This is a genomic window from Paenibacillus sp. FSL R7-0331, assembly GCF_000758645.1.
Classification (GTDB): domain Bacteria; phylum Bacillota; class Bacilli; order Paenibacillales; family Paenibacillaceae; genus Paenibacillus_AQ; species Paenibacillus_AQ camerounensis.
Window position 1 is genome coordinate 137,501 of sequence record NZ_CP009284.1, and the last position, 19,074, is coordinate 156,574.

At 52.9% G+C, this 19,074-nt stretch carries 19 protein-coding genes (1 of these 19 running past the window's edge); 18 read left to right on the forward strand and 1 reads right to left on the reverse strand.

The window, feature by feature from the left end; translation table 11 throughout:
- The 8 genes from R70331_RS00700 to R70331_RS00735 all read left to right on the forward strand — a co-directional run.
- Nucleotides 1–724: the 3' portion of a PucR family transcriptional regulator gene (locus tag R70331_RS00700; protein WP_042171980.1), read on the forward strand. 371 nt of this gene lie to the left of the window's left edge; 724 of the gene's 1,095 nt are visible here — the last part of the coding sequence; the start codon falls outside the window, past its left edge; its stop codon occupies nt 722–724.
- Nucleotides 725–833: 109 nt separating this feature from the next.
- The gene (locus R70331_RS00705; RefSeq protein ID WP_039869007.1) at nt 834–1,955 is read left to right on the forward strand and encodes an ABC transporter ATP-binding protein; all 1,122 of its coding nucleotides are present in this window, start codon (nt 834–836) and stop codon (nt 1,953–1,955) included.
- A 241-nt stretch (nt 1,956–2,196) separates the two neighbouring features.
- On the forward strand, nt 2,197–3,135 hold the full coding sequence (gene hprK, locus R70331_RS00710; protein ID WP_042171982.1) for an HPr(Ser) kinase/phosphatase: 939 nt from the start codon (nt 2,197–2,199) through the stop codon (nt 3,133–3,135).
- A 15-nt stretch (nt 3,136–3,150) separates the two neighbouring features.
- Complete coding sequence (gene lgt, locus R70331_RS00715) at nt 3,151–4,182, forward strand: prolipoprotein diacylglyceryl transferase (protein ID WP_042171984.1); 1,032 nt, start codon at nt 3,151–3,153, stop codon at nt 4,180–4,182.
- A 9-nt stretch (nt 4,183–4,191) separates the two neighbouring features.
- Nucleotides 4,192–4,833, forward strand: coding sequence for a pyrophosphatase PpaX (gene ppaX, locus R70331_RS00720; protein ID WP_042181958.1), 642 nt, complete (start codon nt 4,192–4,194; stop codon nt 4,831–4,833).
- A 7-nt stretch (nt 4,834–4,840) separates the two neighbouring features.
- Nucleotides 4,841–5,350, forward strand: coding sequence for an acyltransferase (locus R70331_RS00725; protein ID WP_042171986.1), 510 nt, complete (start codon nt 4,841–4,843; stop codon nt 5,348–5,350).
- A 326-nt stretch (nt 5,351–5,676) separates the two neighbouring features.
- Nucleotides 5,677–6,894 (forward strand): acyltransferase, encoded by a 1,218-nt coding sequence (locus R70331_RS00730; protein ID WP_042171988.1) that lies wholly within the window; start codon nt 5,677–5,679, stop codon nt 6,892–6,894.
- A gap of 89 nt (nt 6,895–6,983) precedes the next feature.
- A complete protein-coding gene (locus R70331_RS00735; RefSeq protein WP_042171990.1) occupies nt 6,984–8,138 on the forward strand; it encodes an acyltransferase in 1,155 nt (384 codons plus the stop codon).
- Between the two features lie 89 nt (nt 8,139–8,227).
- Here the strand turns inward: R70331_RS00735 and gntK are convergent, their stop codons facing one another.
- Nucleotides 8,228–9,757, reverse strand: coding sequence for a gluconokinase (gene gntK, locus R70331_RS00740; protein ID WP_197071436.1), 1,530 nt, complete (start codon nt 9,755–9,757; stop codon nt 8,228–8,230).
- A 320-nt stretch (nt 9,758–10,077) separates the two neighbouring features.
- Here gntK and R70331_RS00745 point away from each other — a divergent pair, with 320 nt between their 5' ends.
- From R70331_RS00745 to R70331_RS00790, 10 genes are all read left to right on the forward strand, one after another.
- Nucleotides 10,078–11,295 carry an ATP phosphoribosyltransferase regulatory subunit gene (locus R70331_RS00745; RefSeq protein ID WP_042171994.1) on the forward strand — a complete coding sequence of 406 codons (1,218 nt, stop codon included), beginning with the start codon at nt 10,078–10,080 and terminating at the stop codon, nt 11,293–11,295.
- Between the two features lie 173 nt (nt 11,296–11,468).
- On the forward strand, nt 11,469–12,113 hold the full coding sequence (hisG, locus tag R70331_RS00750) for an ATP phosphoribosyltransferase (protein WP_042171995.1): 645 nt from the start codon (nt 11,469–11,471) through the stop codon (nt 12,111–12,113).
- Between the two features lie 102 nt (nt 12,114–12,215).
- Nucleotides 12,216–13,523 (forward strand): histidinol dehydrogenase, encoded by a 1,308-nt coding sequence (gene hisD / locus R70331_RS00755; RefSeq protein WP_042171997.1) that lies wholly within the window; start codon nt 12,216–12,218, stop codon nt 13,521–13,523.
- On the forward strand, nt 13,513–14,124 hold the full coding sequence (gene hisB / locus R70331_RS00760) for an imidazoleglycerol-phosphate dehydratase HisB (protein ID WP_042171998.1): 612 nt from the start codon (nt 13,513–13,515) through the stop codon (nt 14,122–14,124). Before hisD ends, hisB begins: the two co-directional genes overlap by 11 nt.
- 1 nt (nt 14,125) lies before the next feature.
- Nucleotides 14,126–14,755 (forward strand): imidazole glycerol phosphate synthase subunit HisH, encoded by a 630-nt coding sequence (gene hisH / locus R70331_RS00765; RefSeq protein ID WP_042172002.1) that lies wholly within the window; start codon nt 14,126–14,128, stop codon nt 14,753–14,755.
- A gap of 41 nt (nt 14,756–14,796) precedes the next feature.
- Nucleotides 14,797–15,534 (forward strand): 1-(5-phosphoribosyl)-5-[(5-phosphoribosylamino)methylideneamino]imidazole-4-carboxamide isomerase, encoded by a 738-nt coding sequence (hisA, locus tag R70331_RS00770; protein ID WP_042172005.1) that lies wholly within the window; start codon nt 14,797–14,799, stop codon nt 15,532–15,534.
- Nucleotides 15,535–15,792: 258 nt separating this feature from the next.
- Nucleotides 15,793–16,551 (forward strand): imidazole glycerol phosphate synthase subunit HisF, encoded by a 759-nt coding sequence (hisF, locus tag R70331_RS00775; RefSeq protein WP_042172007.1) that lies wholly within the window; start codon nt 15,793–15,795, stop codon nt 16,549–16,551.
- Nucleotides 16,548–17,231 carry a bifunctional phosphoribosyl-AMP cyclohydrolase/phosphoribosyl-ATP diphosphatase HisIE gene (gene hisIE / locus R70331_RS00780; protein WP_042172010.1) on the forward strand — a complete coding sequence of 228 codons (684 nt, stop codon included), beginning with the start codon at nt 16,548–16,550 and terminating at the stop codon, nt 17,229–17,231. The genes hisF and hisIE overlap by 4 nt, the downstream gene beginning before the upstream one ends.
- Nucleotides 17,232–17,245: 14 nt before the next feature.
- Nucleotides 17,246–18,073: a histidinol-phosphatase HisJ gene (hisJ, locus tag R70331_RS00785; protein WP_042172012.1), complete on the forward strand. Its 828-nt coding sequence runs from the start codon at nt 17,246–17,248 to the stop codon at nt 18,071–18,073.
- A gap of 23 nt (nt 18,074–18,096) precedes the next feature.
- Nucleotides 18,097–19,047 carry a ribose-phosphate diphosphokinase gene (locus R70331_RS00790; protein WP_039869041.1) on the forward strand — a complete coding sequence of 317 codons (951 nt, stop codon included), beginning with the start codon at nt 18,097–18,099 and terminating at the stop codon, nt 19,045–19,047.
- Nucleotides 19,048–19,074: the final 27 nt, after the last annotated feature.

The following is a 19,074-nucleotide window of genomic DNA, read 5'->3' on the forward strand; positions in this document are numbered from 1 at the left end:
CGAGATGTCGTTAAAAAGCCGCTTGTTCGGTGATATGATTCCTTTTCTGCTGGTCAGTGAAAACGTGCATAACCCGCAGATGACCTACCGTTCTTTGATGAAGCTGCTGCGTAATTACTTCGAGAATGATATCCTGCTTATTCCGCTGCAGGAAAAGGAATGGCTGATTTTGGCCCGTAAGGAATTGCTCACTGGCGGAGATGATAAGGAAGATGAGGAAGAAAGTGAAGATGAGCTGCTTGCACAGACCGGCATGGGGCTGCATGAGCTGATTGCCAGTGAATGGGTCGGCGTATTCCATCTGGCTGTAGCACCAGCTATCATACCAGTGAAAGGCCTAACCGGCTCTTTAGCGCTTTTGCGCGAGACTATTGTCCTTGGCCGGATTTTTCAGGTCGGTGACTATATTCATCTCCCATGGGAGCTTCATATGGAGCGACTGGTCAACAGTATTCCTGACGGAAGACGCAGACAGCTGCTCGGACAAATCGGCGACTATTCCTCTGTGCTCGCAGATAAGGAAATGCTGCTGACACTGGAGACGTTCTTTGAAATGGACTGCAATGTGAGTGAGACAGCCAAGAAGCTGTACATTCACCGCAATACACTGCTGTACCGGCTGGACAAGATCAAGCAGGAGACAGGTGCTGATGTGCGAAGCTTCGGGGATGCCGCTATTGTGAAGTTAGCCATGTTATTGTATAAAGTGACGAAAAGAAAATAGGTTTTTTGTGAACGTTACAAATAGCCAGCCCGGCACGTCTGGGGTAAGATAAATGTACAAGAAAGCGATTTATTTTTATTCTAACATTTAAACTCGAGGGGGAAATACAATGGCAGGCGTACGTTTAGAGCATATTTTCAAAAAATACCCGGGTTCCGATAAAGCAACAGTAATGGATATCAATCTTGATATTAAAGATAAGGAATTTCTCGTACTGGTAGGACCTTCCGGTTGCGGTAAATCCACAACCCTGCGTATGATCGCCGGTCTGGAAGAAATCTCTGAAGGAAAAATGTACATTGGCGACCGTGTAGTTAATGACGTTGCTCCTAAAGACCGCGACATCGCGATGGTATTCCAATCCTACGCGTTGTACCCGCACATGAGCGTATATCAGAACATGGCATTTGGTCTGAAACTGCGTAAAGTGAAGAAAGAAGAAATCGATAAGAAGGTACGTGAAGCAGCAAGAATCCTCGATATCGAGCACTTGCTGGAACGTAAACCTAAGGCTCTGTCCGGTGGTCAACGTCAACGTGTCGCTCTGGGACGTGCGATTGTCCGCGATCCGCAAGTCTTCTTGATGGATGAGCCGCTTTCCAACTTGGATGCTAAACTTCGTGGTCAGATGCGCGCCGAAATCACTAAGCTGGTTAAACGCCTTGAAACCACTTGTATCTACGTAACGCATGACCAGACAGAAGCTATGACGATGGGTGACCGTATCGTAGTTATGTACGATGGTATCATCCAGCAGGCTGCTTCTCCTGAAGAGCTGTACAATGAGCCAACAAACCTGTTCGTAGCCGGATTTATCGGATCCCCTACAATGAACTTTATCAATGGTACCCTGAGCGATGTTAACGGTGCAGTTCGCTTCCGCGCTGAAAACCTGGATGTTGAAGTTCCAGGCGGCAAAGCAACCATCCTGCGCAGCAAAGGCTACATCGGTAAAGAAGTAATTCTTGGTCTTCGTCCGGAAGATATCCATGAAGAGCCAGTATTCCTGGAAGCTTCCCCGAACACAATCTTCTCTTCCCTGGTAGACGTTACAGAAAACCTTGGTCACGAAATGCTCCTCTACTTGAGCGGTGTGGGCACAGGAACTGTAATCGCCCGTGTAGACGGACGTTCTACTACCCGTGAAGGCAGCAAGCCAAAATTGGCAATCGATATGAACAAAGTTCATATCTTCGATAAAGAATCCGAACTGAACGTATTGCTGGGCTAAGATAGCAGTATCTTCCCTGCTTAAGAGGCCGCCTGAAAGGGCGGCTTTTTTTGTTGGGTTATGCTATGCCCGTTATCATTCAGCGGCATGGTTTCAGGCAGAGTGACAGGCATTAAGATTGCATTCATAGGCGTTATCCATTAAGATAGCAGGAGAATTACCTACGGATAAGCGTTACGAAAAGCTGCTATCCAGAAGCGGACAGCGGACTTAACCGCAGGCGACGAAAGGAAGAGCATACATGGCTAAGAAGGTAAAAGTATCTGAATTGGTGCAGCATTTTCAGTTAGAAGTGGTTTCCGGGCATGAAGGTCTTAAAAGACCGATAACAGTGGATGACCTGAACCGTCCCGGGCTGGAAATGGCCGGATATTTCGAATATTATCCTGAAGAGCGCGTCCAGTTGCTTGGTAAAACAGAGCTGGCGTTCTTCTCAATGCTTCCTGAGGAAGAGCGTATCAAAAGAATAAAGGGAATTTGTACTGACAATACGCCATGTATTGTTATTACAAGAGCACTTGATGTGCCGCAGGAGCTGATTGATGTCAGTAATGAAAAGGGACTTCCAGTCCTGCGCAGCTCGATGGCCACCACTATTTTTTCCAGCCGACTGACCAGCTTTTTGGAAGGCAAGCTGGCACCGACAGCAACGATTCATGGCGTTCTATGCGATGTAAACGGTGTAGGGATGCTAATTACGGGCAGCAGCGGTATCGGTAAGAGCGAAACGGCGCTTGAGCTGGTTAAACGCGGCCACCGCCTGATAGCCGATGATGCAGTGGAGATTCGCCAAACCTCGGATAATCAGCTGCATGGTACAGCGCCTGAACTGATCCGCCATCTGCTGGAAATCCGCGGGGTCGGGATTATTAATGTAATGACCTTGTTTGGTGCAGGTGCAATCCGTAATCATAAGCGGATTACGCTTGTTGTGCGTCTCGAAGCATGGCAGCAGGACAAACAATATGACCGGCTGGGTCTGGACGAGGAGACAACAAGGATTATTGATACGGATGTTACTCTTGTAACGATTCCTGTGCGTCCGGGACGAAATCTTGCTGTTATCATTGAGGTTGCGGCAATGAACTACCGTCTGAAGCAAATGGGCTTTAACGCAGCTCTTCAGTTTACGAATAAACTTACAGCCACCATCTCTGAAGACATGGATGATCTGGACTAGGAGGAGTGTGTAACGATGTTTTTTTCTTTGGCGATTAATCCCATTGTATTCTCTATCGGTTCTCTGCCTGTGCACTGGTATGGTCTGATTCTTGGAGTGGGGGCGCTTGCGGGCTTGTTCCTCGCCATCCGTGAAGGCAAACGGTTTAATATTCCGCAGGAGTTCTTTATGGATCTGCTGCTGCTGGGAGTACCATCCGCCATTATCGGTGCACGAATCTACTTCGTTGCCTTTATGTGGGATGATTATAAGGATAACCTGCTTGATGTCTTTAAAATCTGGAACGGCGGGATTGCCATATATGGTGCTTTAATCGGGGCAATTATCTGCGGAATTATCTACTTCCGCTACAAAGGCTACCCGTTCTGGCGTATTGTGGATATTTGTGCACCAGGCCTGCTTGCCGGACAAATGATCGGCCGCTGGGGTAACTTTGTTAATCAGGAGGCCTATGGCGGTCCAATAGAAGAGTCTTTTCTGCGTGACAAGCTGCATCTGCCGGACTTCATTGTCAATCAAATGTACATAGGTGATGCGTTTCACCATCCGACATTTCTGTACGAATCACTGTGGAGCCTGCTCGGAATTGCGCTGCTGATGGTACTTCGCCGCCAGAAGTTTGTTAAGGCCGGGGAAATCTTCCTGTCTTATTTCATCTGGTACTCCATTGGACGCTTCTTTATCGAGGCGTTGCGCACCGACAGCCTGGGCTTCACCGGAAGCAGCGGTGTAGCTTCTCTGATGGACGGGCTCTGGAGCCCGATGACTTGGATGGGCTTTGAGCAGGGATATTTTGATCCTGCCTACGGCAACATCCGTATCTCACAGCTGCTGGCCCTGCTGATTATTATTGCGGCAATTGTCATCATTGTTGTACGCAGAGTGACCGGTCAGGCGAATGCTTATTACTCTGACCCGATTGTCAGTACAAAGGCTGCTGCAGCTGATCCGGTTGTACCGGAGCAAGCTGCTGTAACCCCGCAAAAAGCACCGCAGGATACTCAGTCTGAAGCGGAGCAAGCGGAGAATCAGCAACGCAAGGAGTAAATGGCCGATATGATAGAATACGTATTGTTTGATCTGGATGGAACGATTGTAAATACAAACGAGCTGATTATTAACTCGTTTATGCATGCACTGAAGGAGAATAATCTGCCCCCGCTAACCCGGGAGCAGATTATTCCTCATATGGGAACAACCCTGCAGCAGCAGATCAGTACCTTTACCGGACTTGCAGATACCAGCGCACTTGAGTTATCCTATCGTGCTTATAACAATGCACATCATGATGAGCTGGTTGCAGCCTTTCCGCGTGTAAATGAAACGATGGACGAACTGCTTAAGCGCGGCATCAAGCTCGGGATTGTCACAACCAAAATCCGGCCGACTACAATTAGAGCACTTGAGATGTTTGATCTGCTCAAATATATGGATACAATCGTCACGGTGAATGATGTGGAACATGCCAAGCCCCACCCCGAGCCCGTGCTGACAGCGATCCGCAATCTGAATGCTGATCCGCAGCGGACGCTTATGGTCGGGGACAGTGCGGTTGATATTCAGTCAGCCCAAGCAGCCGGTGTACGCGTTGCGGCAGTTGCCTGGTCTCTGAAGGGCGAGGAAACCCTGAGTAAGTACAACCCGGATTATATTATTCATGATATGGCCGATTTATTGACTATTGTAAAGCAAGGGTGAATAAGCCTTGAGAAAAGTAACCCGTTATCCGGTTGAAGGGCATAATTCGCTCTGGTATATTTACCGTACGGTCAGCCCCTGGAAGGGCGTGCGCAATTTTATTTTTATCCAGATTGCCCGGTACTGCCCGATCCTGCCGGTCAAGAATTGGATATACCGCAGTATACTCGGGATGAAGGTGGGGAAGCACACGGCATTCGGCCTAATGGCGATGGTCGATGTGTTTTTTCCGGAGAAGATAACAGTCGGTGAAAATTCAATAATCGGCTACAATACGACGATTCTGGCGCATGAATATCTCATTAAAGAATACCGCCTGGGTGAGGTTGTTATCGGTGAGAATGTCCTGATCGGGGCAAACACCACTATTCTTCCCGGTGTAACCATTGGTGACGGAGCCATTGTAGCAGCCGGATCAGTTGTACATAAGGACGTTGCAGCCGGCTCCTTCGTTGGCGGTAATCCACTCCGGGAGCTGCGGCCGGCAGCGGCCGGCTCAGACCGGGAAGAAATCTAACAGACAGGATACAGAAATACCCTGCAGTTTCTAGCTTGCGTGACCTAACGCAAGGACTGCAGGGTCTTTTTATGCGCGGAATCTCAGATTGATCACGCTCTTGTAACGGTTATGAGAAAAATTAAGCAAGTTTTCAGTGCCTTGGCAGTGCAAGAAACGGTATACTTGTATATAGAATTAACATGCAGTCAGCGCAAGGACGCTGCATCAAATATCAGAAGGTAAATCAGCATAGGACAGGCTCCCTGATAAGTCAGTCATCATGTTCCGCTCGCTTGGCGTCTTAACCAACTGCCACTACAAGCAGAGAAGAGGAATATCTTATTATGGATGCTGCCAGACAGGAAAGACTGCCTCAGCTGGATATTTACCGCGCCCTGGCAATTACAGGCGTACTTCATGTGCATGCTTCATCATTTGCAGCCGGAGAGCAGGCACTGAACTCTCCCTACTATTATTGGCTTAACTGGATTAACATATTTTTCAAGTTCGGGACACCGTCATTCATTTTTCTCAGCAGCTTTGTGCTGTTCTACAATTATTACGGGCGTCCGGTTACAAAAAGCTTGATCGGAAATTTTTACCGCCGCAGGCTAAAGTATGTTCTGCTGCCCTATCTGCTGGCGTCGATTGGGTATTACGCGCTGACATTGTATGTGAACGGGGTACTCATGCAGCAGCCGGTACAGAACCTGTACAGCTTTCTTGGGGCGCTTTTTACGGGATCGGCATATGCGCACTTGTATTTTGTCTTTATCAGTATTCAGTTTTATCTGTTGTTTCCGCTCATACTGAAGCTGCTGCAGAGCTCCCGCATATGGGTGAAATGGGCTTTTCCGCTGGGGCTGGCACTGCAATGGGGATTTATTATCTGGAATAAATATCAGCTGCATATTGTAGGGAAGGGGAGTCTGTCGATTTCTTACCTCGCTTACTATATGCTGGGCGCCTATATTGCGATTAACTTTGAAGGAATAAAGGGCTGGCTTGTACTGCCCTGGAATGAGCTTAGATCCGGGCATAAGCGGCTTATTGTGCTGCTGTTGACTTCCTGGCTGTCGGCTGCCTTTATTCATGTCCAGTTGTGGTATGAAGCCCGCCATTTCGGAATCTGGACGGACTCGCTGTGGTACGAGCTGTTGTGGAATATACATACGCTGCTGTCGGCGCTGGTGCTGCTCTATGTAACTTTTTGGATCTACCGGAGGGCTCCGCGCAGGGTGGTTGCTTTTTTGACCCGGATGGGGGAGCTGTCATTTGCGGTTTATTTAATTCATCCGCTGCTGCTGGCCGTGTACCGGAGGTTCCGCTACAATATTCCTATTGATTCATTGCTCTATGTGGGATTTATTTATGGAGGGCTTCTCGTTGCTCTGGCCGGCAGCTGGATGATTGTGCAGTTCACCTTCCGCAGAGTTCCGCGGGCATGGATTGTATTTGGCAGTGTACCGCGTACGCTGGCTCCTCCGGTAAAGGGGAGGCAGGGCTATACAGCAGGGGATGATTCAGCACAGGCCGGTTTGAAGGGGAAGCATGGAGCCTGAGGTGTCAGGGTAAGTAAGATTATCAAACGGACTAATTATACGCTGGGTTATTGGCATCTTAGATGCGGAGCTCAACAGGAGGAACGTAAATGGGACATAAGGAAAGAATTCCGCAGCTGGATATCTTCCGGGCAATTGCAATTTTTGCGGTACTGGCGATTCATGCTACTTCAAGGACCTTGTCGGAGACGATGGGAACAGGCATGTTTCATCCGTTTTTGTTCATCAACAAATTCAGCCAGTTTGCGGTACCGTCATTTGTATTCTTAAGCGGATTTGTGCTGTTCTACAACTATATCGACCGTCCGCTCAGCGGAAAGACACTGGGGAAGTTTTATAGCCGGCGGCTGATTTATATTATTGTGCCTTATTTTATTTTTTCACTGCTGTATTTCTGCTTAAAAATGACGGCCGGGCATACCTGGAACATGCCGCTTGATGATATGGCAGCCAAGCTGTGGAAATACCTCTGGACGGGGACAGCCTATACGCATCTTTACTACATCATTATTATTATTCAGTTCTATGTGCTGTTTCCGCTTATGCTGTGGTGTCTGCAAAAGGTCCGTCGGCTGGCGGCGTGGGCGCCGGTCATCGGGCTTGCACTGCAGTGGGGCTTCGTGCTGCTGAACAAATATATGGTGAATAACGGATATTGGCAGCTGTCCAAGGGCAGCCTCGCAATTACTTACTTCTCTTATTTCCTGCTGGGAGCGGCGGTTGCCGTGTATTACGGCTCTCTGAAAAAGTGGCTGATTCCTTCCCGTGAGGGCTGGAAATCCGGTAAAGGCGGAGTCTGGACCGCACTGTGGCTGTTATGGGCGGCAGCAGGCGCTATCCATGTGCAGCTCTGGTTTAACAACTATACGAAGAAGACGGTAATCAACAGTCTTTGGTATGAGGGCTTCTCTAATCTTCATGCGCTGCTCTCCTGCCTGGTGCTGCTGCATCTGTCCTTCCTGCTGTTCGGGACAGGACGCAGTCTGCTGACGCGAATGCTGATCTCAGTGGGCGCATGCTCGTTCGGCATTTATCTTGTACATCCGGCGATTCTGTTCTTCTACCGGAAACTGCCGTTTCATGGCGGTTCTCTGGCCTATACGGCGGCTATCGCCGGGGGCTTCCTGGCGGCGCTCCTGCTCTCATGGCTGGTAGTGGCAGTAGCCTTCCGCTATGTGAAGCCGGCTTGGGTCCTGTTCGGCTCCGGGCCGCAAAAGCCACAATCTAAAGCTGCAGTTAAGTAAAAATAAAGCGCCGGCAGGGTCTGTATATGCAGACTATGCCGGCGCTTATTCATTATTGTCTTCCAGAAGTACTGCCGGGCCGCTGCCGTTTATTCTCCGGCCTGTTCACGCTGAAACTCGGCAATGGCTTCATATTGGCTTTCCAGAGCGCGGAAAACGGATATATAGATAGGCAAGAGCTGCTTGTAGATCTTGGCATGCGATTGTACGGGCTGATGTGAGTGGGTGGAGCCGATCATTCCGAACACAATATCCAGCGAATCAGCCCTTCCTGTAGCATATAGCCCCAGCACAACAGCACCAAGGCAGGAGCTCTCAATGCTCTCCGGAATAATAACCTCCTGATCAAAAATATCAGCCATCATCTGCCGCCATAAAGAGGAGCGGGCAAACCCTCCAGTAGCAAGAATCCGGTTCGGGCGGCCGATGCATTCCTCCATTGCCAGCAGCACGGTGTACATATTAAAAATGACGCCTTCCAGCACTGAACGGATCATATGCTCCTTGCGGTGCGTCATACTAAGCCCGAAGAAGGAGCCGCGGGCATCGGGATTCCACAGCGGGGCACGCTCGCCGGTCAGGTAGGGGTGAAACAGCAGCCCGTTACTGCCGGGAGGCACTTGCTCGGCTATCCGCGTGAGCACCTCATAAGGATCAATCCCCAGGCGCTTCGCGGTCTCCACCTCAGAAGCTGCGAATTCATCGCGCACCCAGCGGAACAGCATACCGCCGTTGTTCACCGGGCCGCCAATGACCCAGTGCTTCTCCGTCAGGGCATAGCAGAAGATCCGGCCCTTCGGATCTGTCAGCGGGCGGTCAACTACGGTGCGGATAGCACCGCTCGTACCGATGGTCGCCGCTACAACTCCGGGCTGGATAGCACCCACGCCTAGATTGGAGAGCACCCCGTCACTGGCACCCACGATGAAGGGGGTTGAATCCAGCAGTCCGAGCTCTTCCGCAAAGCCGGGCAGCAGGCCCTGAATCAGCTCTGTAGTCGGAACGGGCGCTGAGAGCCGTTCGGCCGTTATTCCGGCAATACGCAGCGCTTCTTCATCCCAGTCCAGCTTCTCCAGGTTAAACATTCCTGTACAGGAGGCAATCGAGTAGTCTATAACATATTTGCCGAACAGCTTGGCGAAGACATATTCTTTAATAGAGATGAATTTATAGGCCTGCCGGAAGAGCTCAGGCTGCTCTTCACCCAGCCACATCAGCTTCGTTATAGGCGACATGGGGTGGATTGGCGTTCCGGTGCGCAGGTACAGCTCATGCCCGTTCAGCTCGTTCTTCAGACGGGCTGCAGCGGCGCTGCTCCGGTTATCGGCCCAGGTGATGCAGGCCGTGAGCGGATTGCCGTCAGCATCGACGGCAATCACACTGTGCATGGCGGAGCTGAAGGAAAGAAACAGCAGCTCGTCCGGTTTGATTCTGCTACTCTGCATAACAGCTGCTACCGTATGAATGACGGCGCTCAGAATCTGGTCCGGGTCCTGTTCGGCAACCGACGGGGATGGCTGGTGCAGCGGATATCCTTCACTTGCCTGAGTGACGATGGTGCCGTTTTCCCTGAAAAGAACAGCCTTCGTACTTGTGGTTCCAATATCAACGCCGATCATATACGATGTATTCAAGTTCACAGTCCTTCTTTCTGCCTGAGAATAGATACTTGGAACGCTGAATGCGGATAATGCTGCGGAATTATATTAGTTCATTATAGTATCCGTAAAGCACAGTGGCAAAGACAGGAATTAATAAGTTGGGTAAGTAATGGAGGGGGACTGGAGGGACAGGTGTTATACGGAGCGAAGGTAAGGTATTATTGACGTAGGAAGAGAGTCCGTGATACGATGTTTCCACCACTTTACTTTACTACCACTTTACCATAGTGAAGTGACTTACATATATTTTATGAACGCTGACGAGGTGACTAATGAAGATGTCCAAGCCGAAGGGATTTGAGAAACCGGCGGGTGTACGTGATTATCTGCCGCGCGCAGTCAAGAAGCTGCGCAAGATTGAACATGATGTGCTGCACTGCATGAGCCGCTGGGGATATCAGCAGATGATAACCCCGACACTCGAATATTACGATACGGTTGGTGTGGCCAGCTCTACATCCGACCAGAAACTTTATAAATTGCTGAACAACCGGGGGCAGGCGCTGGTGCTGCGCTCAGAAATGACAGCCCCGGTAGCGAGGGTCGTATCCTCCCTGCTCAAGGATGAGCCGCTTCCGCTTCGTCTGTCATATCACGCCAATGTGTTCCGGGCTATTGAAGAGGAAGCAGGCCGGGAGGCTGAATTTTTCCAGACCGGCGTGGAGCTGGTCGGTGATGATTCCCCTGAGGCGGATGCAGAGGTTGTTGCGCTGGCTATTGCCTCACTGCAGGCAGCCGGTGTGAAGTCCTTCAAGATTGCCATGGGCCATGTGGGCTTCCTTAACGGGTTGTTCCAGGAAGCTGTGCCGAACCTGCCGGAGGCGCAGGAGGAGCTTAAAAGCCATCTGCTCGGCCGCGACTATGTAGCCTTCCGGGATACCCTGCGGCGGCTTGAGCTGCCGGATGCCCAGAAGAGTGAGCTCTATGGTCTGCTGCGCCTGCGCGGCAGCAAGGAAATCTGCGGGCAGGCGCTGGAGCTCACCAGCCATCCGCTGGCCCGTGCCTCGATCGAGCATCTGTGCAAGGTGTGGGAGGTGCTTGTATCCTACGGGGTATCGGAGCATGTGCTGATTGACCTGACTATGATCGGTGATTTTTCCTATTATACCGGAATGACCTTTGAGGGCTATGCGTCTGAGCTTGGCTTCCCGGTATGTGCCGGGGGCCGGTATGATAACCTGCTGCAGCAGTTCGGCCGGCCGGTTCCGTCAACAGGCTTCTCCCTGAAGACAAACCGTATTCTGGACGGGGTGACCGGTATGCCTGAGGAAGAAGAGCTGCCGGTATTAGTCCAGTATGATGCGCTTCGGCGGACGGAAGGGCTGGCGGAAGCAGCAAGACTGCGGTCCGAAGGACATATGGTTGTGACCAGACTGGCCGCAGGCCCTGCGGATCTGAAAACTGTAAAGCGGCTTGATCCGGAGCGGGTTCTGGCAGATGGCGGGCAGTACGGTGAAATATATACCTTCGTGTCTTTTGTTAGCGAGCATGGCTGAACGGAAGAGGAACGGATGAACGGATAGAGTATGGAAACAGTTAAAAGTATACTAATAAATCAAGAAATCTGCAGACAACAGCGGCCGGAAGTCCAAATATTCTCTGGAGTCACGGCCAATCCGAAATGGAAAAATCATAAGTTCAATTTATATAAGAAACGGAGGCATGTGACATGGGGCAGATATTGAAGGTAGCCATGCCGAAAGGCCGGATTTATACAAAAGCGGCTGAAATGTTCCGGCAGGCGGGCCTGCCGATTCCTCCTGACGGTGAGGAGTCGCGGAAGCTTGTCGTTTCATTGCCCGAGGCCGGGATGGAGTTCATTCTGGCGAAGCCGGTAGATGTACCTACCTATGTGGAATATGGCGTAGCGGATATCGGAATTGTCGGCAAGGATGTGCTGCTGGAAGAGGAACGGGATGTGTACGAGCTGCTTGATCTGGGGATCGCGCGCTGCCGGATGTCGATAATCGGGCTGCCCAACTGGCAGCCGGGCATTCAGCAGCGGGTAGCAACCAAATATCCGAATGTGGCTTCCCGTTATTTCCGGGAGCAGGGGCAGCAGGTTGAGGTTGTGAAGCTGAACGGCTCGATTGAGCTGGCTCCGCTGATCGGTCTGGCCGACCGGATTGTTGATATGGTGGAGACGGGCCAGACACTGAAGGATAACGGTCTGGTGGAAATGAAGAGCATCTTCGAGATTACGAGCCGGCTGGTGGCCAACCGGGTCAGCTACCGGATGAAAAATGATGAGATTCAGCAGCTGTGCGACCGCCTGCAGGCCGTTATCGGTGAGCCGGGGTTACAGCTGAAATAATAACAAAGTTAGGAAGCAGCCGGATATTCAGGAGTGGCGAATGGAGCAGAGTGAAGCTTATGCCTGTATAAGCGGCTGAAGCTGTAGAAGGGGGAAGCGGCGGTGAAGATAAAATCAAGCAAGGATTTCAAGCTGCAGCGGGAGGTGGAGTACGGAACACCGGAGCAGAACGAGGCGGTAAAGCAGATTGTGGCTGCCGTCAGAAAAGAAGGCGATACCGCGCTGCTGCGGTACACGGAGCAATTTGACCGTACGGTGCTTACAGCAGCAGAGCTGCGGGTGACTCCCGAGGAGCTGCAGGCTGCGTACAGCCGGGTCGAGGATTCTTTTGTGACCGCGATCCGCGCGGCGGCGGCCAATATCCGGGCGTTCCATGCCCGCCAGAAGCGCAGCTCCTGGATGGATCTGCAGCCCGATGGCACGATTCTGGGCCAGATTATCCGCCCGCTGAAGCGGGTGGGCGTCTATGTTCCCGGAGGCACGGCGGCCTATCCGTCGTCCGTGCTGATGAACGTCATACCGGCACAGATTGCCGGGGTGCCGGAGATCGTCATGGTCACCCCGCCGGCAACAGGCGGCAAGGCGGGGATTGACCCGTACATTCTCGTTGCCGCCGCCGAAGCGGGCGTAAACGAGATTTACCGGGTAGGCGGCGCCCAGGCGGTCGCCGCCCTGGCCTTCGGCACGGATTCCATCGTGCCGGTCGATAAGATCTGCGGGCCGGGCAACATTTACGTTGCCCTCGCCAAACGCGAGGTCTTCGGCGCTGTCGATATCGACAGCATCGCCGGACCGAGTGAAATCGTCGTGCTCGCCGACGATACCGCCGAGCCGGCCTACGTCGCGGCCGACCTGCTCTCCCAGGCCGAGCATGACTCCATGGCCTCGGCCATCCTGGTGACGCCGTCGCGCAGCCTGGCGGACAGCGTAGCTGCCGAGGTGGAGCGGCAGCTGAAGGACCTGCCGCGCGAGGCAGTGGCGCGCGCCTCGGTCGAGAACCACGGCGCGATTATCGTTGTGGACTCGCTGCAGGAAGGCATTGAGGTGGTTAACCGGCTGGCGCCGGAGCACCTGGAGGTGGTAGCGGCTGATCCGATGAGCCTGCTCGGCAGCATCGAGAATGCCGGGGCGATCTTCCTCGGGCCGTACAGCTCGGAGCCGGTAGGCGATTATTTTGCCGGACCGAATCACATTATACCGACCAACGGCACGGCGCGGTTTGCTTCGCCGGTCGATGTGGACGATTTTATAAAAAAATCAAGCCTGATCTACTATAGCAAGGAAGCGCTCCTGCGTGACGGGGAGACGATTATGGAGCTGGCCAGACGTGAAGGCCTGGAGGGCCATGCAAGGGCAATTCAAATCAGACTGGAGAACGAAGCGAAGGGTGGAGCAGAAGATGGAGAATAACAATAATGAGCTGGCAGAACGCAAGGCCGGTCTTAGCCGCACAACAAATGAAACGGATATTACCCTGTCATTTGGTGTTGATGGCAGCGGTGTTGCCGAGCTGGAGACGGATGTACCTTTTCTGAACCACATGCTGGACCTGTTCGCCAAGCACGGCCAGTTTGACCTGTCTGTGCAGGCCCGCGGGGATATTGATATTGATGACCACCATACTGTCGAGGATATCGGCATTTGTCTGGGACAGGCGCTGCGTGAAGCGCTGGGTGATAAAAAAGGGATCAAGCGTTATGCCAGCGTATTTGTTCCCATGGATGAGGCACTGGCCCAGGTTGTGATTGATATCAGTAACCGGCCGCATTTTGAGTACCGGGCAGAATATCCGTCGCAGCAGGTAGGCAGCTTCTCAACGGAGCTGGTGCACGAGTTTCTCTGGAAGTTCGCGCTGGAGGCGCGGATTACGCTGCACGTCATTGTGCACTACGGCTCTAATACCCACCACATGATTGAGGCGGTATTCAAGGCGCTGGGCCGGGCGCTGGATGAAGCGACGCTGATTGATCCGCGTGTAAAGGGTGTGCCTTCTACGAAGGGAGTGCTGTAGCATGAAAGTTGCAATTGTCGATTACGGCATGGGCAACCTGCACAGCGTCAGCAAAGCCGTGGAAAGACTCGGCTATACAAGTCTGGTGACAGGCATAGCTGAGGAGATTCTGACAGCGGACAGCGTTATTCTGCCGGGCGTCGGTGCGTTTGGCGATGCGATGGAGCAGCTGCGCGCAAGCGGTCTCGACGGGATCGTGAAGCAGGCTGCCGCCGGGGGCCAGCCGGTGCTGGGCATCTGTCTCGGCATGCAGCTGCTGTTCAGCAGCAGTGAGGAGCACGGGGAGCATACCGGACTGGATATGCTGCCGGGTGCAGTTGTGCGTTTTGCCCCTCGTGAGGGCTACAAGGTGCCGCATATGGGCTGGAATAAGCTGAGTTTCCGCCAGCCGCAGAGTCTGCTGCTGGAGGGTCTTGAAGAAGGGCATGTGTATTTCGTTCATTCCTATCATGCAGAGGTGGAGCAGGAGAATGACCTGATTGCTGTCACCGACTACGGGCATCCGGTAACGGCAGTAGTCGGCCGGGATAACGTGTACGGCATGCAGTTTCACCCGGAAAAAAGCGGAGAGCTGGGCATGAAGCTGCTGGGCAACTTTTTGCGGATAAAGAACGTGCAGGGGCGGGCGTAAGCCCGCTATCAATCTATTATAAGGAAAGCAGGGAGCGCCACATGTCTTCTTTTATCGTATATCCGGCGATTGATATCCGGGATGGAAAGTGTGTAAGACTGCAGCAGGGTGATTACGCCCAGGAGACGATTTATAACGACAGCCCGGTACAGGTGGCAAAATCATGGGAAGAACAGGGCGGCAAGTTCATCCACCTCGTCGATCTGGACGGTGCCAAGGCCGGTCATCCGGTGAATGATGTGATCATCGGCGCTATCGCCAAAAATGCGAATGTCCCTGTACAGGTAGGCGGCGGACTGCGCTCGCTGGCTGATGTGGAGAAGCTGCTTGGCCTTGGCGTCAGCCGGGTGATAATCGGGACAGCGGCGATCAATGACCATGCCTTTACAGAAGCGGTCCTGGCTAAATACGGTGACAAAGTGGCGATTGGGATTGATGCGCGCAACGGCTACGTGGCAACCCACGGGTGGCTGAACACATCTGAAGTGCGTGCAGAGGATCTGGCAAAAGAGCTCGCGGCGAAGGGAGCGGAAACGTTCATCTACACCGACATCTCGCGCGACGGCATGATGCAGGGCCCGAACATTGAGGGTATCCTCTCTATGGCCGCCGCCAGCGGACAGACAGTCATTGCCTCCGGCGGCGTTACGGTCCTGGATGACCTGCTGCGCCTTAACGTACATAGCGGAAGCGGAATCGGCGGAGCCATCGTCGGCAAGGCGCTATACACCGGCAATATCAATTTGACCGAAGCGCTGTCAGCGCTTGGGCAGAAATAGATGTTATCGGCTGGCATCGGCTAGCCAACAGGTTGAAAGTGATGTGCAGGAGCGCCCATTGTTCAAGCGGCCCCGCAGGGGTTAGCGCTGCCTGCTCCTTGTTGCCGGGTGCGCCTCGGTCTCTCCAAAGACAGCTATCCGGGTGTCCAGAGGGCCGGGGCCCTTGGGGTCCCCCTTGGCTAAGGGGGATTTAGGGGGATCGAAAAAGCTTTTGCATGAAAAGATTGTAATATTGGAAAGCAGTTGGAGGGATGCCGCATGTTAGCCAAACGTATCATTCCCTGTCTGGACGTAAAGGACGGGCGGGTAGTCAAAGGTGTGAATTTTGTTAATCTGCGCGATGCCGGCGACCCGGTGGAGCTCGCGGCGATTTATGACCGTGAAGGTGCGGATGAGCTGGTGTTCCTGGATATTTCCGCCTCGGTGGAAGGACGTGCCACGATGGTCGAGGTCGTCCGCCAGACCGCCGGGGAGATCGCAATCCCGTTCACGGTTGGCGGGGGCATCTCGACCCCGGATGATATGAAGCGGATTCTGCGTGCCGGCGCCGATAAAATCGGGATCAATACAGCCGCAGTCAACAATCCGCAGCTCATTCTGGAGGGGGCGCGCCGTTTCGGCTCACAGTGTATTGTAGTGGCAATGGATGCCAAATATAATGAGGCATGGGGCGAATGGGAAGTGTACACGCACGGAGGGCGTAAGCCGACCGGAATCCGCGCGCTGACCTGGGTCAAAGAGGCTGAACGGATGGGCGCCGGCGAAATTTTGCTCACCAGTATGGACGCTGACGGGACGAAAGACGGATTCGATCTGAAGCTGACGGCAGCTGTGAGCAGCCTGGTGGGTATCCCTGTAATCGCATCAGGCGGAGCAGGGAAGATCGGCGACTTCTACGATGTATTTACCGAAGGTAAGGCCGATGCGGGACTTGCCGCTACTATTTTTCACTATAAAGAAATTGCAATTCATGATTTGAAGGCAGATTTGAAGTCTAAAGGGGTAGAAATCCGATGAGCCAAGAACAAGAAGCAATAATCGAAGGTATCCGCTGGAACGAATCCGGCTTGCTGCCTGCCGTAGTGCAGGATGCGCGTACACTGGAGGTGCTGATGTTCGCCTACATGAATCCGGAGTCGCTGCAGCGTACGCTTACGAGCGGCCAGACCTGGTTCTGGAGCCGTTCCCGCAGCGAACTATGGCATAAAGGCGGAACCTCAGGCAACACCCAGGCGGTTACTTCCATTCATTATGACTGCGACAGTGATACGCTATTGGTCAAGGTGAATCCTGAAGGGCCTGCCTGCCATACAGGGGAGAATACCTGCTTTTACCGTGAAATCCCGCTTACCGGACAGACAGCAGCGGAGCCTCAGCGCACCGCAAGTGCAGATGAAGGGCGTTTTGCCGTACTGGGCGAGCTGGAGCGGGTGATTGCCGAGCGGGAAACCGAGCGCCCTGAGGGTGCTTATACAACCTATCTGTTCGATAAGGGTGTAGACAAGATTCTTAAGAAGGTGGGCGAGGAAGCCTCCGAGACGATTATCGCCGCCAAAAATAAAGATAATGCCGAGCTCCGCCTTGAAGTAAGCGATCTGATCTATCACCTGCTGGTGCTGCTGCAGGAGCGCAAGCTGCCGCTGGACGAGATTCTGGATGAGCTGAGCGCCCGCCACGAACGTCCGCGCCGCGACTGAGGGAGGATAGAGAGATGCATATCGACTACCATACCCATCATGAGCGCTGCGGACATGCGGTAGGGAAGCTGGAGGAGTATGTGCAGCGCGGGATAGAGCTGGGGCTGCAGCAGCTGGGCCTGTCAGATCATCTGCCGCTGATTCATGTGAATCCGGACAGCTATTACCCTGAAATGGCTATGCCTCTGGCCGAGCTCCCGCGGTACGTCGAAGAATGCCAGACGCTGAAGGAGCGGTACCGCGGAGTCATTGAGCTGAAGGTCGGGCTGGAAGCGGATTATATTGAAGGCTATGAAGAGCAGATCCGCGAGCTTTTGTCACCCTATCCGTGGGATTATCTGATCGGCTCTGTGCATTTCCTCGGGGAGTGGGATATTACCGATCACCGCCAGACGGCGGGCTGGGAAGGCAAGAATGTAATGGACGTGTACCGCCGTTATTATGATGCGGTGCAGAAGTCGGCGTTATCGGGATTATATGATATTATAGGACATATGGATGTAATTAAACGGTTCGGTTACGGCCCGCAGAGTAAGGAAGAGCAGGCGGAAGCCAGAGAACTGGAGCTCAGCACGCTGCAGGTGATAGCCTCAAGCGGTACAGCCATGGAGCTCAATGCTTCCGGCTTGACCAAGCCCTGCGCTGAAATGTTCCCGGCGGAGCATATATTGCAGCAGGCGTATAGGCTGGGCATTCCGCTTACACTCGGCTCTGACGCCCATGACCCGGCCAAGCTGGGTGACGGCCTGCAGGAAGCCCGCAGTCTGCTGTGGGATACCGGCTTCCGCGAGCTGGCGGTGTTTGAAGGCCGGCACCGTTCATCCGTTTCTTTTAAACTATAAACTTTAATCCCCAGGAGGGTACTATGCAGCATCATCAATTGCGTATTTTTTCCGGTTCGTCAAATCCGAAGCTGGCTGCGGACATTGCGGAGCGTCTTGGTGCACCCCTCAGCCCGATTAAGCTGACCCGCTTCAAGAGCGGCGAGATTTATGTGCATTATGAAGAGAGCATCCGGAACTGTGACGTATTTTTGGTGCAATCCCTCGCCCATCCTATTAACGAACTGTTCGTAGAGCTGCTTGTCATGATTGATGCCGCCAAGCGGGCCTCGGCAAGAACTGTAAATATCATCGTTCCTTACTACGGCTATGCCCGGCAGGAGCGTAAATCTGCACCGCGTGAGCCAATCTCTGCGAAAATGGTTGCCGATGTACTGACCACCGCAGGCGCAACCCGGGTCATCACCATTGACTTGCATGCTGCAGCCATTCAGGGCTTCTTCAACATTCCGGTCGATCATCTGACTGCACTGGATCTGATCAGCGGCTATCTCAAGGTTAAGAATATATCGAATCCTGTAGTGGTGTCGCCGGATGCAGGACGTGCCTCTATGGCCGAGAAGCTGGCCAGCCGGCTGGATTCGCCGTTTGCCATTATGATTAAGAAGCGCCCGGCGCATAATGAGTCGGTTATCACACATGTAATAGGAGATGTTGAGGGAAGAACACCGATCATCATCGAGGATCTGATTGATACCGGCACGACCATTGTAAATGTGGTAGAGGGGCTGAAGGAGCGGGGAGCCGGCAACAGTATTGTCTGCGCGACACACGGCTTATTCTCCGGTGATGCGCTGACACGCATGGATCATGACAATATCGATGAGATCGTTGTCACTGATTCGATTGCGCTGCCTGATGACCATTCCACACGTTACAAGGTGCTGTCTGTTGCACCGATGCTGGCTGAAGCCACACGCATCATTATTGAAGGCGGATCTATTGATAAATTGTTCAGAGACGCGGGGATCTAATCCCCGCGTTTTTTGCTGCGGCAGGGG